Origin of the sequence: Streptomyces sp. JJ66 (genome assembly GCF_019303495.1) — a bacterium.
Classification (GTDB): domain Bacteria; phylum Actinomycetota; class Actinomycetes; order Streptomycetales; family Streptomycetaceae; genus Streptomyces.
Map to the genome: position 1 here is coordinate 37,138 of NZ_JAEVFI010000020.1, position 16,630 is coordinate 53,767.

Sequence of the window (16,630 nt, forward strand, 5' to 3'; positions counted from 1 at the left end):
GCACCCGCACCACGGGAGCGCTGACCGCGCCGGGCGGTGCCGGGGGAGCGGGGGCCTGGGGGCGGCGAAGCCCCCAGCAGCCACCGGCCCCGGCCCCGGGCGCATCGAGGAGACCCGCAGATGCACCAGGAAGTGAAACCCCCCGAGTCCCCGCCCGAAGCCAGCGCCGACGGTGTGGTCTGGCTCCGGCCCGAGTATCAGGGCCGTCACGGCGAGCTGGTCACCCTGGCCGACGGCGCCCGGCTCGTCGGCGTCAGCAAGTTTGCGATCTCGAACTGGCAGAAGCGCCACGCGAACTTCCCCCGGCTCGTGCTCCTCACCGGCTCGTTGCACAAGCGGACCAAGTGGGTCGTCGCGACGGAGCTGGTCGACTTCGCCCGCCTCCAGCGTGCGAGGAAGCCCAGGACCGGCCGCAAGAGCCCGCAGCGCCCCGGCGCGCAGATCGCCGCCGAGAAGGCGGCGCACTACGAGGAGGTGGTGCGGACCCTGACCGAGCGAGAGAAGCGCCAGGCCCAGGCCCTGGCCCGCACCCGGGCCGCCAAGCGTGCGGCCGGCGAAAGGCTCGCCGGTGCCCGCGCCCGACTCACCGCCGAGATCGACACCGTCGCCCGACTCGGCGCCCAGAAAGACCACCGCGCCACGACCACCGAGAAGGAGCACCGCCCGTGACGGAGACCATGCAGGACACGACGATCGAGACCGCCACGACCGAGACCACTTTGGTGGTCCCACAGCAGGAACCGTCTTTGCCCCCGGCCTTGGGCGCCCGGCGGATCGCGGGCCTGCTCGCCGACCACACCGGTGAGCCGGTCACCGCCGCCGACGTCGACGACCTGGTCGCCCAGGAGCACATGAAGGCGGTCGACCATTCCCTGTTGGATCAGCGTGTTGATACGGCACGACTGACAGGTGGAGCACGTGGGGTGGCAGGTGTATTGGGTACCCGAGCGGCGATCGATACCAGCGGATCGGATGCCCGTACTCGTGGGGATGGAGGACCTGTCCGACCGTGAGGACCGGCTCGGGATCCATCCGGGAGACCCGATCATGCTGTCGCCGGACTACCGGATCGACGAGCTGCTGAGCCTGTACCTGTGCCGGTCGGGGTTCGCGAAGTTGGCGCCGGAGACCAAGCGCAACTACACGGACGATTACTGCCTGTTCTTCGACTTCCTGTGGGACCGGGGGAAGGTCTGGAACCAGGCCACGGACGACGACCTCGCGGACTTCGAGTACTGGCGGACCCGGGCCAGCTCGAACCCGGGAAAGGTCGGCGGGTCCCGCTGGAACCGGGGACTGGCCGCGCTCACCCGCCTCTACGAGTGGGCCGAGCGGCGCGAGCACGTCGTACGGAATCCGGTGCTGATGCGCGACGTCATCGGCCGCACCGGCAAGGTGATCCGGGTCCCGCAGGCACGGGCGAAGGACGCCAAGGCCAGCGATGTCCACTGGCTGACGCCGCGGACGTTCCGGCTTTGGGTGAACGTCGGTCTGCGTGGCTACACGGCCCAGGGGGTGCCGGCGGCGGACTGGGTGGGGCGGCTGGAGGACCGCAACTCGGCCTTCGCGGACCTGCTGCTGTCGTCGGGAATGCGGCTGACCGAGGCGGCGTCGCTGCTGACCATCGAGATGCCGCGCACGCGGCTGGGCGGTGCCCGCTACTACTCGGGGCGCCTGGCGCCTGTGGTGACGAAGTCGAAGCGGGCCCGCACCTTCTACGCCGCGGCGCCCGTGGTCGGCGGAGTCGAGGGCTATATGGAGTCGTCGCGGGCGGACGCGGTCCGCCGGGCCCAGGCCAAGGGACGCTACGAGCGTCTGCCGCGGATGCGGCTGGTCACGAAGGTCGCGGGTTTGCGCAAGAAGGTGCTGCACTGGCGGGACCAGGACGGAGTCGAGGGGCGGACGCCGCTGTCCGATGCGGACGTGGCCGAGCGGATGACGCTGTTCATCGAGGGTCTGGCGGGGCCGGAACCGCTGTGGTTGTGGTTGAACGAGTCCGGTCTGCCGTTTCGCCCGGCGTCGTGGGAGAACGTCTTTCGCACCGCTTCGCTGAGATGCGCCGAGGTGCTGGACGGCGTCGTCGCCGAACCGCCGTATTGCACCCCGCACATGGCCAGGCACTCCTTCGCCCTGTTCATGCTGGTGGTCCTGCACCACGTCGTTGACCTGCGGATGGGGCTGACACCGGAGGAGAGGAGGGACTTCCGGCTGCTCTATGGAGACCCGTGGAGGATGGTCCAGGACCTGCTGGGACATGCCCAGTTGGAGACGACGCGGGAGATCTACCTCGCACCCGTCTCGGACCTCCAGATGCGGTCGCTCATAGCGGATCCCGAGCCGGTGGAGGGCGGCGGCGAGGGGTGGTCCCAGGACCGGGTCACCTCGCTGCTGGCGCGGATCGCCGAGGAGAGCGAGGGCATCCAGGACATCGACGCCAAGCTCATCCCGGCGGGGCCGGCATGAGCCGCCGCGGCCGCAAGGCCGCCCTGCCCACGACACCCTTTCGCCGTCCCCCGGTTCTCGGCGAGGACCCGAGCGACGTGGTGGTACGCCACACGACCAAGCGGGGCGCCACACGCGCCTACGACTTCGGGCGGCTGCCGACGGCTGCGGCGATGCAGCGCTCGCTGGCGGTGCTCTTCGCGGCGAAGTGCACCAGCGGCGCCTGGACGTCGCTGAGGTCGAGTGAGCACACGTGGAGGCACCTGCATGCCCTGGGCGAGTTCCTGTCCGGTCAGGAGAATCCGCCGACGGACGTCCCGGATCTGACAGCCGCGATGTGGTCGGCCTGGCGGCTGAGCCGACGGACCAAGGCACAGACCGGCTACGACCAGATCATGGTCACGCAGCTGCTCCTGCGGGCCGACAGCCGCCTGCCGCAGGAGGTCAGGGCGGTGATGGCCCGGCGGCTGCCGGAGCCGAAGGTGCAGGAGAGAGCCTTCGAGCCGGACGAGTTCCGCCAGATCAAGGCCGCGGCCAGGCGGACCTTCCGGTCCGCGCTGCTGCGGATCCGTGAGAACACCGAGCACCTGAACGCCTGGCGCCAAGGCAAGTTCGTGCGGGGCAGCAAGGAGTGGGCGGTCGGCGAGGCCCTGGACGTGCTGGCACGGACCGGGGACCTGCCCCGCCGGACCAGCGCGACCGGCAGGACACGGACCGTCGTCTCCCACTACGTGAACGTGCTGGGCGGCGGGAGGCCGGAGCACACCTGGAAACGGCTGTTCCTGACGCGGCTGGAGGCGGCTGCGCTCGGAGTTCTGCTGGTCACGGAGTTCGGTTTCAACGGCACCACCATGTCCGAGATACCGGTCCCGCGGGCCGTGCCCGACTCCGGGGAGAAGAGCGGAGCGAAGGTCTACCGGCTTGAGCTGGAGAAGCGTCGGCGTCATGCCGGACACCACTTCGAGTCGCGCAACATCACCGACCACGGAGCCGACTCTGCCGGGCGACTGATCTCGGACGCCCTGGAGGCCACGGCGAATGCCCGCGCCTACGTCGCGGACCGGGCCCCCGAGATCGACCGCCTGCTGGTCTGGAGGAGCAAGGGCAACAGGAGCGAGGCGGCGACCAACTCGGTCGGCGAACTGATCCGGGTGGGCCCGTTCGGGCTCGGCGCCGGCACCGACGCTGCCGCCCTCTGGGCACAAGAGCAGGGGCTGCCGGGCAAGGTGCTTCGGCGGGGCCGCAAGACCGTGAATGTGGTGCACCGCCGCGAGCCCGGCCAGAACACCCAGGACACCCACGACCGTGTCTATGTGCTGCCCGAGCCTCAGGCCCAGGAGGCCGCAGCCGACATCATCGCGGACGGCGTGACCGACGCTGTCGAAGCGGCCCGCCGGACCGTGCTGCAGGCCCAGCTCGCCGACGCTCCGCAGGCTGGCGACCAGGAGACGGCAACGGCGTCGTGCTCGGACTTCGAGCACAGTCCGTTCACGCCGCCCGGCGCGGGCTGCGGGGCATCGTTCCTGCTCTGCACCGCCTGCCCGAACGCCCGGGTCACCCCGAGCCACCACCCCCGGCTCGCCCATCTGCACGCCGCCCTGGAAAACCTGCGCAGTGTCCTGGACCCGGCAACCTGGATGGCGGACTGGTACGACGCCCATGCCCGGCTGGAAGACCTGCGGCAGCGGCTCGGCACCGAGGTCTGGAAGCAGGCACAGCAGCGGGTCAGCGACTGGGACCGGCAGATCATCGACGACCTTCTGAACGGACATTTCGACTCGTGAGCACGCTGACCGCCGAGATTCCCCTGACCATCCCGGCCTCCGACACCCCCGTCATCCCCGAGGAGCTGTTCGTCGACGGCTACACCGGGCCGGTGTCCCGCTACGGCGATGACGCCTGGTCGACAGACCCGATCAACGCCAATCCGAGTACGGAACGGGTCCGCGTCCTCTGGAAACCCTTCCCGGCCTCGATGCGCGAGGAGTTCCGCTACCTGGCCTGGCTGATGATCAACATCGCGCTGCCCGACATCTTCCTGGAGGGGCGTGCTCCCTCGATGCGGACAAGACAGTCGGCGGCCACGGTCTATCGCACGGTTCTGCAGTGGAGACGGTTCGCGATCTGGCTGAACAAGCACGACGTCACGAGTTTGGCGGCCTGCACCGACGAGCACTTCCGCGACTATGCGCTGTCGCTGAACCGCAAGAAGAAGGCCAACCGCAACACGGTCAGCGCCGACCTGATCGGTCTCACACGGCTGTGGATGTTCGACCGGACCAGCCCGTTCCCGCTGAACATCCCCGAACCTCCCTGGGAACGTGAGGGGATCGACGACTTTCTCCCGGCCGCGTCGGTCGGCGGGGAGAACCTCACCGAGGCGATCAGCCCGGAGACGATGGGCCCGCTGCTGACCTGGGCCCTGCGGGTGGTCGACGACTTCGCCGAGGACATCCTCGCCGCCTGGGACGAGAACCGGCGGCTGACCACGGCCGCGAAGACGGCCCCGCGGACCAAGGAAGGCCTGGCCCGGCTGAACACCTACCTCGCCGAGCTGGCCGAGCACGGTCGGCCGATGCCCACGATCAACGTCAACGGGCGGAGGCTGGCCGCGTCCCTCTACATCGCCGGCCTCACCGGCTCGGCCCTGGCCCAGATCAACATCGCCACCAGCAAGCGGAAGCGGTGGAAGGAGTATCTGGCCGCCCACCCGGGGGGATGTCCGCTGCCCTCGCCCATCAACGGCACGGTCGGTGAGGCGAGATGGACCGAGGACATCGACTTCGACGAGGCGCCGTTGCTCATGCGCCACCTGGGCACAGCCTGCTTCATCGTCCTGACCTACCTGACCGGGATGCGGCCCGGCGAAGTACTCGGCCTGCGGTCGGGGTGCTGCCCCGAACCGGACGAACCCGGCCAGCGGCACGTGATCCACGGGTACGTCTACAAGACGGCCGTCGACGAGGACGGCAACCACCTCTCCACGGGTGAACAGCGAGACGTTCCCTGGGTCGCCATCGCCCCGGTCGTCTCCGCCATACGCGTGCTGGAGCAGATGGTCCCCGCCGGGGAACTCCTCTTCGGCAGCCAGTTCCACCAGTTCGGCGGCTTCGGCCAGCGGACCAAGGTCGCGCTTCGCGCCGAGACCCTGCGCGAACGGGTCGAGCACTTCGTCAGCTGGGCCTCGCAGCTGGCCCACCGCCTGGACCGTCCGCACGAGGCCATCCCGCCGGACCCGCACGGCGCGATCGGCACGGGCCGCTTCCGCCGCACCCTGGCCTGGCACATCGCCCGACGACCGGGAGGACTGATCGCCCTGGCGATTCAGTACGGCCACATGCGAACCGCGGTCAGCGTCGGCTATGCCTCCCGCAGCCGTGACGGCATCCACGACCTGCTCGACATCGAAACCGCCAGGGCAACCGCCGACACCCTCGCGGCCCTCGCCGCAGACCGGGCCGCCGGAGGTGGGATCTCCGGACCGGCCGCACGGCGGGCCATCCTCGCCGCTGGCCAGGCCCCCGCCTTCGAAGGCATCCTCTTCACCGCCCGACAGGCCCGCAAGCTCCTGACGAACCCCATCCTGGCCGTTCACGACAACCCGAACGCGTTCCTGACCTGCGTCTATAACCCTGACAAGGCGCTCTGTCAGCTCCGGGGGAGCCAGGAAACCCCCAGTCTTGAGCGTTGCGTGTCGACCTGCGCGAACATCGCCCGCACCGACCAGCAAGCGGTCCAGCTCGTCCTCAAGGCCGACGAGCTCGACAAGCAGGCCAACGGTGAACTCGTCCCCGGCCCCCTGGCCGAACGGCTTCGGGACCATGCCGCGGGCCTGCGTGACCTCGTGGACAAGCACTACCGCGAACGGATCACCCTCTTGGAGGCACCCGCATGAGCCCCGCAGCCGACGAACGCGATCGCATCCGCGCGGCCATGGACCGCATTCTCGGCGGAATCCCGCAGCGGTCGAACGGAGCCCTGACCATCGTCGCCCTCGCGATGGAGGCCGACGTCCCCCGCAATGCCCTCACCCAGCGGCACCTGGACCTTAAGAACGAGTTCTACGAGAAGGTCCGGACCCGCGGTGAGATGCCCGACAGCGAGAAGCGACTCCGGCGGCAGCTGGTCAGGGCCAAGGAGCTGCGGGCCGAGGCGCTGAAGGAGATCGACCGCCTCAAGGCCGACAACGAGGCGCTGGTCGGCGCACTGCATCAGGTGGTGATGGAGAACCGTCAGCTCCGGCTCCAGCTGACCGAACAGCCGGGGAGCCTGCGCGTCCTTCCGACGCAGCCGCGGCCGTCGGCGCAGTGATCACGCTCGAAGACGATTCGTGCGGCACTGTCGGTGCCGGGCGTTACCCTCAGATCTAGCTCAAAGAGGACCCCGGCGGCGTCGAGGTCGACGGGCACCGGGGTCTCTCCTGATTGGCATCTGGAACATACCTCGAACACAGCGCCTAAGGCACCCAGTGTCATGTCGTTGTGATCATTGCCTCTCGATCTGGCACGCCGGGCCACCTCGCTGAAAACGAGGAAGGACCCCAGCACAGTGCAGTTGATCAAGGCACGTATTACCGACTACCGCTCCGTCGAGGACTCCTCCATATTCGACGTCGAGGAGGACGTCACCTGCTTCGTCGGGAAGAACGAGTCGGGCAAGACGACGCTCCTCCAGGCGCTCTTCCGGCTCAACCCCGTGGAGCCCGCCGCCTTCGACGAAGTGGTCGATTTCCCTGCCCGCAAGACTCGCGACCGCAAGAAGCTCCCGGCCAACCAGAAGATCCCGGTGGTCCGGGCGACCTTCCGCTTCGACGACACCGAGATCAAGACCATCGAGGAGGACCTCGGCCCGAAGGCCATGAGGAGCCCCGAATTCGAGGTCGTCATCGGCTACCGGGACGACGACGAGACCTTCGAGCTCCACTACAACGAGGCGGCGGTCGTCGATCACCTGCGTTCCGCTCTGGACCTGCCGGCCGCGGCCGCCAAGGCCATCAGCGACGCGAAGACGATCGGGGACCTCCTCGATGCTCTCGACGCGCTGGAGGAGCCCCCGTCCGCCGCGTCCGCGCTGGCCGACCGCATCCGAGGTTGGCGCGACTGCGATCTCGGCTTGTACTTGATCGACAAGTACGCCAGCCCGCTCATGCCGAAGTTCGTCTACTTCGCGGACTACGACACGATGCCCGGCAAGGTCTCGTTGCCCGATCTGGTCCGGCGAAGGGACTCGGGAGACCTCAAGCGCGGTGAGCGCGCTCTGCTGAGCTTGCTGGACATGGCGGGAGTCGCACCAGAGGACTTCCAGGACTCCGATCAGCACGAACGGCTCATCCGTGAGCTGGAGAACGCGGGCAACGTCATCTCGGAGGAGGTCTTCGACTACTGGTCGCAGAACCAGGAGCTGGAAGTCCAGCTGAAGGTCCTGACCCCCGAAACCGGGGCCCAGCCGCCCTTCAACGAGGGGCCGATCCTCCAGGTTCGCGTCTTCAACACCCGCCACAAGGCATCGGTCCCCTTCGACGACCGTTCCCGCGGCTTCGTCTGGTTCTTCAGCTTCCTGGCCTACTTCAATGAGCTGGAGGACGCCGGCACCACGGACCTGATCCTGCTGCTGGACGAGCCGGGTCTGTCCCTGCACGGCCGAGCCCAGGCGGACCTGCTCCGTCTGATCGACGAGCGGCTGGCTCCCAAGCACCAGGTCCTCTACACCACGCACTCCCCGTTCATGGTCGATCCCGACCACATCCAGAGGGTCCGGACGGTCATCGACATGGAACGCGGCGGTGCGAAGGTCTCCTCGGAGATCTTCAAGGCCGACGAGGACACTGTGTTCCCCCTGCTGACCGCGATGGGGATCGAGATGACCCAGACGCTGTTCGTGGGCGAGCACGTCTTGCTTCTCGAAGGCCCGAGTGACCTGATCTACCTGGACGTCCTCACGGAGATCGCTGAGGCGAACGGCTCCACCGGGCTTGACCCCTGCTGGGTGAAGACCCCCATCGGCGGATCGGGGAAGCTGTCCACCTTCGTGACCCTCCTGGGTGCGAACAAGCTGAACGTTGCGGTCCTCGTCGACTCCAGCACCAAGGACGTCGGGGCCATCCAGCGGCTCCGGGACAACGATCAGCTCGCCAGGAACGGACTCGTCGAGATCAGCGAGTTCACCAGCGCGGCTGACGCGGACGTTGAGGATCTCTTCGACCGTGACTTCTACCTGGACCTGGTCAACCGCGCCTACGCCACCGATCTCACCACCCCGATCACGGCAGCGGACCTCAACGCCAAGGATCCCCGCGTTGTTCGCCAGATCGAGGCCGAGTTCAAGAAGCGGAACATCACCGCGCGCTTCAACCACTACAAGCCGGCGGCCGTTCTCCTTCGCGAGCAGGCAGCCCTGACACCGCTGATCGACCCGGCAACGATCGCGCGAGCCGATCAGCTGTTCACCCGACTCAACTCCCTCATTCCTGGGCGCTGAGCCGAGTCTGCACCAAGCGTCGCCCTGTCCCCTGATCTTTCCGGTCGGTTCAACAAGCAGAACTTGACAGAGAACGACCACTACAAGGGCTGGCCGATGTACTCCACGGCGGCCGCGCTCGCCCTCGATGTCGACCTGGTGCGGTCGGTGGTCGCCGACCGGTTGGCGTGGGAGGCGGCGAGCCTGCCGCGGGACGCGGCGGCCGACCGGATCGGCTGGCACTGGAGCGACCTGGTGCGGATGGGGGAGGAGGGCCGCATCACCACCGGTCGCGGCGGCCGGTACCTGATCACCGACCTGGACACGATGGCCGCCGAGGCCGACGGCGAGCAGTACGTCACCGCGCAGGCCGCCGCCACGGACGTGCTGGAGATCCGGGCGAGCGACTGGAAGTACGTCGAGGCCGCCGGGTGGGTCCGCCCGGCGCACGTTTACGAGAAGGAGGTCGGCCGCTACCGCACGGTCACCGTCTCGCTCTACCGGCTCGGTGACGTCCGCGCACTGCTGGAGCTGCCCGGCGTCGACTGGGAGGCGGTCCGCGGCCTGCCGAGGGGGAAGCCGTCTCCGCTGCGCGAGTACGCCCGGCTCGCCCCCACCCGGGCCGCCGCCGTCCGCGGCTTCGCGCAGGGCCTCGCCGACCGGCACGGCGTGACCGTCTGGGCCTGGCACTCGCCGTACTCCGACCGCTGGGAGCTGGACTGGGAGCGGATCGAGGACCTGCCCACCGAGGCCACGGTGCGGCGGGAGCTGGCCGACGATCCCGAGGCAGGCGCGTACGCAGGCGAGATCGAGCTGTGCCCGGCGTGGGGCGAGATCACCCGGGAGGCGCGGGACCTGCTGGAGCCGGGCCGTGCGGTCGTGCTCGACACCGAGACCACCGACCTGTCCGGCTACACCGTCGAGATCGCCGTGATCGACGCGGCCACCGGCAAGAAGCTGGTGGACACCCTGGTCAACCCCGGCGACGCCGAGATCAGCGACGGGGCCCGCTGGGTGCACGGCATCACGGACGAGATGGTCGCCGACAAGCGGCCGTTCGAGAAGGTGCTACCCCGGCTCCGCAAGGTCACCAAGAGGCGCGTCGTTCTCGCGTACAACGCCGAGTTCGACAGGTCCACCGTGCTCCGCGACATCGCCCGGGCCGGGAAGAGGCCGATGCGCCTGGAGCCCTGGGACAGCTGGTACTGCCTGATGGAGGCGTACGCCCAGTGGCTCGGCTCCCGCCGGTGGCTCCGGCTCGGCGGCAGTCACCGCGCCGCCGGCGACTGCGAGTCGGCCCGGCAGGTCCTGATCGAGATCTCGAAGGGGCGCGGCACCGCGTTCACGCCGACCCCGCCCGCGCCGGGGGACCCGGTCAGCGACCCGCCCGCGGGTACGGTCCTCGCGGCCACGGCCGTGCCGCACGCCTGACAGTGAGGATGTGACGTGGTGACGCTGCTGGTGGGACTGACCCTCCGCCTGACTGACGTCTCGACTGTCCTGTTTGGGATTTGTCGGCCCACCGGGTGGCGTCACCACGCACGCGGCCGGACGGGCGTTTGTGACCTTATAGCGCCTCTGTGTGTCAAGCGGCCTGAGCAAGGCGGTTCCGTTGATCTCGTTTCATGATCCGGTAGACCACGTTGGACAGCCGTCGTTTCAGGGCCCGGCGGGCCTCCGAAGGCGTCTTCCCCTCGCTGATCTTGCGCAGGTAGTAGTCCTGTCCGCGTCCGCCGTCGCGTATCTTGCAGACGGCGATGGTGTGCAGCACCGAGTTCAGCGCGCGGTTGCCGCTGGTGTTGAGCCGGTGGCGGACGTTGTTGCCGCTGGAGGCGTCCAGGGGTGCGCTGCCGGTGTAGCTGGCGAAGTGGTGCTCGGTGGGGAACCGGCTGACGTCCCCGATGTGGCCGATGACCTTGGCGGCCAGCACGGTGCCCAGGCCCGGCAGGGTGGTCAGTGTGGTGCGGGTCGCGGCGAGGGCCTCGCGCATCTCGGCTTCGTTGTCCTTGACCTGCCGGTCCAGTCTGCGCAGGTCGGCCAGCAGGTCACGGGCTATGTCCCGGCGGCAGTTGTCGGTGGCCGTGACCGGCCGGATGCCCTTCATCAAGGCGGCGGCCTTGTCGGCCGACAGGCCGGCGGGTGCTCCGCCGGGCAGGAGATCGCGCAGGACGGCATGAAGCCGGTTCAGGACGCGAGTGCGTTCGTGGACCAGGTCGTCCCGCCGCTCGGTCAGCAGCCGCAGGATCGTGGTCTGATCTTCGGGGACCACGGGTCGCAGGTCGTGGCGGAAGAGCGCGACCTGGGCGACATGGAGGGCATCCTTGGCGCCAGTCTTGCGGTCGCCGCCGGTGGCCAGCAGCCGGGCCCGGGCCGACAGGGTCGAGGGCACGTCGACCACGTTGTCAAGCCCTGGGTTTGGTGGACGGTGGGTTAGCTGGTTTTGAGGGCGGGTTCTGGTGTGGGTGTTGTCGTGTGGAGGGCCTCGAGTTCGGCGGGTGGGAGGTGGCCGAGCTCGCCGTGGAGGCGCCTGCGGTTGAACCAGTCGGTGTACTCGGCGACGGCGATCTCGACGTCATTGATGGATGTCCAGGGCCCCTTGTTGCGGATCAGCTCGGCCTTGAACAGGCTGTTGAACGCCTCGGCGAGGGCGTTGTCGTAGGAGTCGCCGCGTGAGCCGACCGATGCCACGGCGGCAGCATCAGCAAGACGGTCGGTGTAGCGCACAGCGCGGTATTGCACGCCGCGGTCAAAGTGGTGGATGAGCCCGGTCAGGTCCGCGCCGTCGCGGCGGCGGCGCCACAGGGCCATGTCGAGTGCGTCGAGGGCGAGGTCGGTGTAGAGGCTGGTGGCGACCTGCCAGCCGACCACCATGCGGGAGAAGACGTCGATGACGAACGCGGCGTACACCCAGCCGGAGAAGGTGCGAATGTAGGTGATGTCCGCCACCCACAGCTGGTTGGGTCCGCTTGCGGTGAACTCGCGTTTCACCAGGTCAGTGGGCCTGCTCGTCTCGGGAGCGGGCCGGGTGGTGCGTGGCCCTTTGGCTCTGCTGACGCCGCGCAGCCCAGCCTCGCGCATGAGCCGCTCCACGGTGCAGCGAGCCACCTTCCGGCCGGCTCGGCGCAGGGCGGCGTGGACTTTCCGGACGCCGTAGACGCCGTAGTTCGCGGCGTGGATCACGCGGATCTCCTCGGTGAGCTCGGCGTCGCGCACGCTGCGGTCCGAGGGCGGACGGTTGATGGCGGCGTAGTAGGTGCTCGGCGCGATCTCGGCCTCGGTGTCCTTCAGGGCCGTGCAGATCGGCTGGACGCCGAACTCCTCTTTGTGCTGGTCGATGTAGGCGACCTTCAACGCTGTGGGCGGTCCAGCTCCGCGGCGAAGAAAGCCGAGGCGGACTTCAGGATCGCGTTCGCCCTGCGCAGCTCTTTGACCTCGCGTTCCAGCTCGGCGATCCGGGCCGCCTCCTGGCTCGTAGCGCCCTCGCGCAGCCCCTCGTCGGTCTCGGCCCGCTTCACCCACGTCCGCAGGGCCTCGGGGTGCACATCGAGCTGATCGGCGATGCGCCTGATCGCTCCCGCCCGGCCGGCAGCGTCCTTGCGGGCCTCAATCGCCATCCGCGTCGCACGCTCGCGCAGTTCGTCGGAGTACTTCCTGGGTGCAGCCATGGCCGGGATCCTTCCGGGTCTTCGATGCCTCCAACAAACCCGGGGCGGTTCACATCCGGCAGCCGCAGTAGTGCGGCTTCGCCATCAAGGCCCTCCGCTGAGGGCGGATCAGGCCAGGCTCGCGGGTCCAGTGGAGCCGTGGCACCGGAGTCGCGCCGTCGTGGGACAACGCGACTCCACAAAGCCGAGCCCTGGGGATGTCCTGGCTGATCCCCAAGACCCATAACGTCCGGCCCTGGGTTGGCCCCGCTACCGGTTGATACGCGGGCCGTGGCCGATCATGAGGATCGCAGCGGTGCACACGCCGTCCAGCCGCCCGTCGATGTCGACGGCAGGGCGACCATCCCCCCGCCGCTCTCCTGGAGCACGACCTCAGCCGTGCCTGGCGCCACAACGCCGGTGCCGGCCGCCGCGACGCGCGGGATGCAACACGACGTGCCCGGGTTCCTTACAACCAGCCATGAAGTTAGTAAAGTACCGCCATGACTGCACCCTACGGCCCCGGTGAGCGGGAAAAGGTAGTTTCCAAGCTGCCACCCATGCTCCGTCAGGAGCTCAAGGTACGCGCCGCTCAACTCTCGGTGGATATCAAGGATGCCGTGACCGAGGGCATCCAAGCCTGGCGCTCCACGACGGAGCCGCTCGCCACTGTCGACACCTCCGGCGGCACGCCCTTCTCGACCTACATCCCCACCGGCTTGAACGCCGACTTCAAGGCGGACTGCGCGAGCCATGGCCTGTCCTACACGCAGGGCATCGCTCAGGCCATCCGCCTGTGGCTCGACACGCATCCGTATTCGACGAACCGCCGACAGAAGCGGCCCACCGGTGCCCGCCGGATCATCATGGGCAACCAGAAGGGCGGTGTCGGCAAGTCCACGACGGCGGCCGGCGTCGCAGAGGCCTTGGCGGAGATGGGCTACCGGGTCTGCGTCGTCGACTTCGACGCGCAGTGCCACCTGACCCAGCAGCTCGGCTTGAAGATGATCGGCATTGACGAACCGAGCGTCGCCAAGCACATGCTGGGGGAGGCCAAGGGCGAGCTTGCCGACCTCCTGGTTCCGATCGAAGCCGAGACGTTCGGCGGGCGGCTCTTCGTCCTCCCCGGCTGCAAGGACGCTTTCCTGCTCGATGCGAAACTCGCGACCACCCGCCACGTCCGGGTGAAGGAGACGGCCCTGGAGAAAGCGCTGGAGCCGATCGAGCAGGACTTCGACTACATCATCATCGACTGCCCTCCGAGCCTGGGCTACACGATGGACACCGCCATCTACTACGCCCGCACCCGCGACGGCGAAGAGGAAGGCACCTCCGGGATCTTCATCCCTGTACAGGCCGAGGATTCCTCCGCCGACGCCTTCGACATGCTCTACGACCAGATCCAGGACCTGAGCAACGACCTCGACCTCGACATCGCGCTGCTCGGGTTCATCGTCACCCTCTACGACGCCCGCCGCGGCTACGTCGCCACATCGTCCCTGGACAACTGGAAGCAGGTCGGGGACCCGCCCGTCATCGCGGTCATCCCGCAGATGAAGGACCAGCTCGAGGCGGTGCGGCTTAAGCAGCCGCTGCTCTCCTACGCACCCACCTGCGATCAGGCCTCCGCCATGCGCACCATCGCAAGGAGCGTCGCATGAGCGTCGCCGACAAGCTCGGATCCGGTTCCTCCTTCGGGCGGATCCCCCGCAGCGGGCAGCGCAGCGAGCGCGGCCGCGCCAAGGCCGTCGCGCAGGGCGACATCCCCGAGTACGAGCTCGTACGCCTGCCCCTTGCCGAGGTCTCCCCCACACCGCTGAACCCGCGGCGAAACTTCGGCAGCGAGGCCGAACTGACCGAGTTCGGCGAGAAGCTCCGCAAGGTGCAGCTCGCCGCCTGTACGGCCGTCACCCGCGCCGTGTACCTCAAGCTGTGGCCCGACCACGAGGACCGGATCGGATCTGCCCAGTTCGTGCTGGTCAACGGGGAGCGCCGCTACCGCGCAGCCCTGCAGGTGGGCCTGGAGGCCCTGGACTTCGTCGTCCGTGACGAGCTCGCCGTCTCACGTGAGGAGTTCATCGACAACCTGCTGAAGGAGAACCTGGACCGCGAGGACTTCGACGCCATCGAGCGCGCTCGCGGCGTCCAGGAGCTCGTTGCGGTCTGCCACGGCAACCAGAGTGCAGCTGCTACTCGTCTCGGCAAGGACCGCTCCTGGGTGACCAATCAGCTCGCCCTTCTCACCCTCCCTGAGGAGGTTCAGGCCCTCCTCAGCGCGGGAGAGATGGCTGAGCGCGATGGGCGGCAGCTCGCCCGCAGGCTCAAGGAGAACCCGGCGCTTGATGCCGCCGACCTGGTCTCGCTCTGGAAGGAGATCAAGGCCCAGGAAGCTGCCCAGCGCGAGGAGAACAAGGAGCTGCTCCGCGCGGCCAGAGAGGCTCAGATGTTGTCCGCGGACAACACGACGACCACGCAGGAGCCGAGCCACGCCCGTTCCTCCCCCGACACCGTGTTGTCCGCGGACAACACAGATGAGCCGGCGAAGGACAACGCGGATGTGTTGTCCGCGGACAACACGGAGACCAGTGAGCCCTCCACCAGCGGCGCGATCCCGCACCAAGGGAGCGAGGCAACCGATGGGGCCGGTGGGGAGAGCTCCAACGTGCTGCTTCTGCGGCAGCTCCTGGGTGAGACCGCGGCCGATCAGGCCGCTGCCCTGGCTGAGGCGTTCTCCGCTGAGGAACTGACCGCGCTGCTGGAAGCCCTGAGCATCCGCGCATAGTCAGCCCCGAGTGTTGTCCGCGGACAACATGGCCGAGGCGGGAAGGCCGCGCTTCCTGCAGAACACAAAAAGGCGCCCGTACCCCCTACGCGAGGGTACGGGCGCCTTTGCCATGGTCAGCGGTGGACGACGGGCCGGTGCAGGTCGCGGTGGGTCAGGTGGACTGGGCGCTGGGGTCGGCGCGCTCGATGAACGGGCCGACCCTCACGGCGATGTCTGGTCCTCGGTGTCGATGTTGGGTGTGGTGTGGTTGCGGCGGAAGAGCTTCACTGGGCGGGCCTTTCCTCGGTGGTGTTGACCTGGCGCAGGAGTGCGGCTGCCCGGCCGTGCGGGCAGTCGGTGTCCGTCCAGTAGTGGGCCTGGCAGTAGCCGTGGTGGCCGGGGTGGCACGGCTCGGGGTCGTGCAGGTGCTCGCCGGCACGGGGTCGGCGGTGCAGCGGGTGGAGGGCGCCGAGGCGGGGCTTGAGCTCGTCGGCCTGGTTCTCGCGCGCCTGCAGGGAGTGCGGCCGGTGAAGAGGTGCACGCGGCTCAGGCCGGGTTGACCGGTGCGGTGCATGACGTCCATCTCCTCTCGATGTCCATGGGTTGGGGGCCGCGGCGACCGCCCCGGCCCGCGGGCGCGGGTCCGGAACGGCACAGTGTGCTCAACTCGGGGGCGAAATCAGCTGGCTGTCTCGATGCCGTCACGCAGGTGGGTGCACGCCCCGGCCTTCCGTTCGGGGCGCGGCGCCGCAGTGTCTCGTGCGGGAGTGTCAGGAGGTCGTGGCCGCGCGGAGGATGTCGGCGTGGTCGAACGCCAGGCGCTCCGGCAGGTTGCTCAGGGGCCACCAGCGGGCGGTGCGGGCGTCGTCCCCGGCGATGATCCGGGTGCTGGCAGGGACGACGGCCGCGAAGGCGACGGTGACGTACCGGCCGCGCGGGTCGCGGTCGGGTGCGTCCCAGACGCCGATGGGGCGCAGGTCGCCGGGAGCCACCCGGACGCCGGTCTCCTCTTCCAGTTCGCGGGCGGCGGCGGCGCGGCTGGTCTCGCCGGAGTCGACGTGCCCGCCGGGCAGTGCCCAGGTGCCCTCGTACGGCGGCCAGTCGCGTTCGATCAGCAGCACGCTGCCGTCGGGCGTGAGGGCCACCACGTCGGCGGTGTAGCGGATGGCCTCGGGCGTCTCGGTGTCGGTCATGTGGGCCTCTCAGTGGGTGGTGTCGGTGATGACGAGGAACTGGTCGCTGGACAGGTCCATCGCGGCGCGGGCGTTGGTGCCCTGGGCGCGCTGGGCAGCGGCGTATTCGTCGGCGGGTCATGGACGCTGTA

At 68.8% G+C, this 16,630-nt stretch carries 13 protein-coding genes; 10 read left to right on the top strand and 3 right to left on the bottom strand.

Annotation, left to right across the window (positions count from 1 at the left end; all coding sequences use genetic code 11):
* Positions 1-120 precede the first annotated feature (120 nt).
* The 8 genes from JJV70_RS15750 to JJV70_RS15785 all read left to right on the top strand — a co-directional run bounded on the left by JJV70_RS15750 (position 121) and on the right by JJV70_RS15785 (position 10,329).
* The gene (locus JJV70_RS15750; protein WP_219048612.1) at positions 121-669 is read left to right on the top strand and encodes a hypothetical protein; all 549 of its coding nucleotides are present in this window, start codon (positions 121-123) and stop codon (positions 667-669) included.
* On the top strand, positions 666-1,013 hold the full coding sequence (locus tag JJV70_RS15755; protein WP_219048613.1) for a hypothetical protein: 348 nt from the start codon (positions 666-668) through the stop codon (positions 1,011-1,013). Before JJV70_RS15750 ends, JJV70_RS15755 begins: the two co-directional genes overlap by 4 nt.
* Complete coding sequence (locus JJV70_RS15760) at positions 973-2,463, top strand: site-specific integrase (RefSeq protein ID WP_257574033.1); 1,491 nt, start codon at positions 973-975, stop codon at positions 2,461-2,463. The genes JJV70_RS15755 and JJV70_RS15760 overlap by 41 nt, the downstream gene beginning before the upstream one ends.
* Positions 2,460-4,226, top strand: coding sequence for a hypothetical protein (locus tag JJV70_RS15765; protein WP_219048614.1), 1,767 nt, complete (start codon positions 2,460-2,462; stop codon positions 4,224-4,226). Before JJV70_RS15760 ends, JJV70_RS15765 begins: the two co-directional genes overlap by 4 nt.
* Positions 4,223-6,337: an integrase gene (locus JJV70_RS15770; RefSeq protein WP_219048615.1), complete on the top strand. Its 2,115-nt coding sequence runs from the start codon at positions 4,223-4,225 to the stop codon at positions 6,335-6,337. Before JJV70_RS15765 ends, JJV70_RS15770 begins: the two co-directional genes overlap by 4 nt.
* On the top strand, positions 6,334-6,753 hold the full coding sequence (locus JJV70_RS15775) for a hypothetical protein (protein WP_219048616.1): 420 nt from the start codon (positions 6,334-6,336) through the stop codon (positions 6,751-6,753). The genes JJV70_RS15770 and JJV70_RS15775 overlap by 4 nt, the downstream gene beginning before the upstream one ends.
* Before the next feature lie 237 nt (positions 6,754-6,990).
* Entirely contained in the window at positions 6,991-8,919 is a 1,929-nt protein-coding gene (locus JJV70_RS15780; protein ID WP_219048617.1) for an ATP-dependent endonuclease, read from the top strand.
* Between the two features lie 63 nt (positions 8,920-8,982).
* Positions 8,983-10,329 carry a 3'-5' exonuclease gene (locus JJV70_RS15785; protein ID WP_219048618.1) on the top strand — a complete coding sequence of 449 codons (1,347 nt, stop codon included), beginning with the start codon at positions 8,983-8,985 and terminating at the stop codon, positions 10,327-10,329.
* Positions 10,330-10,483: 154 nt separating this feature from the next.
* Here the strand turns inward: JJV70_RS15785 and JJV70_RS15790 are convergent, their stop codons facing one another.
* Both JJV70_RS15790 and JJV70_RS15795 read right to left on the bottom strand, forming a co-directional pair.
* On the bottom strand, positions 10,484-11,287 hold the full coding sequence (locus tag JJV70_RS15790) for an IS110 family transposase (protein ID WP_308294835.1): 804 nt from the start codon (positions 11,285-11,287) through the stop codon (positions 10,484-10,486).
* A gap of 41 nt (positions 11,288-11,328) precedes the next feature.
* A protein-coding gene (locus JJV70_RS15795; protein ID WP_257574034.1) for an IS3 family transposase occupies positions 11,329-12,563 on the bottom strand; the annotation gives its coding sequence in 2 pieces (ribosomal slippage) (positions 11,329-12,284 and positions 12,284-12,563; 1,236 coding nt in all).
* 482 nt (positions 12,564-13,045) lie between these two features.
* Here JJV70_RS15795 and JJV70_RS15800 point away from each other — a divergent pair.
* Together JJV70_RS15800 and JJV70_RS15805 are read left to right on the top strand one after the other, a co-directional pair.
* Positions 13,046-14,203 (top strand): ParA family protein, encoded by a 1,158-nt coding sequence (locus tag JJV70_RS15800; protein ID WP_219048619.1) that lies wholly within the window; start codon positions 13,046-13,048, stop codon positions 14,201-14,203.
* Entirely contained in the window at positions 14,200-15,324 is a 1,125-nt protein-coding gene (locus tag JJV70_RS15805; protein ID WP_219048620.1) for a ParB/RepB/Spo0J family partition protein, read from the top strand. The genes JJV70_RS15800 and JJV70_RS15805 overlap by 4 nt, the downstream gene beginning before the upstream one ends.
* A 752-nt stretch (positions 15,325-16,076) precedes the next feature.
* Here the strand turns inward: JJV70_RS15805 and JJV70_RS15810 are convergent.
* Positions 16,077-16,499: an NUDIX hydrolase gene (locus tag JJV70_RS15810; protein ID WP_219048621.1), complete on the bottom strand. Its 423-nt coding sequence runs from the start codon at positions 16,497-16,499 to the stop codon at positions 16,077-16,079.
* Positions 16,500-16,630 lie beyond the last annotated feature (131 nt).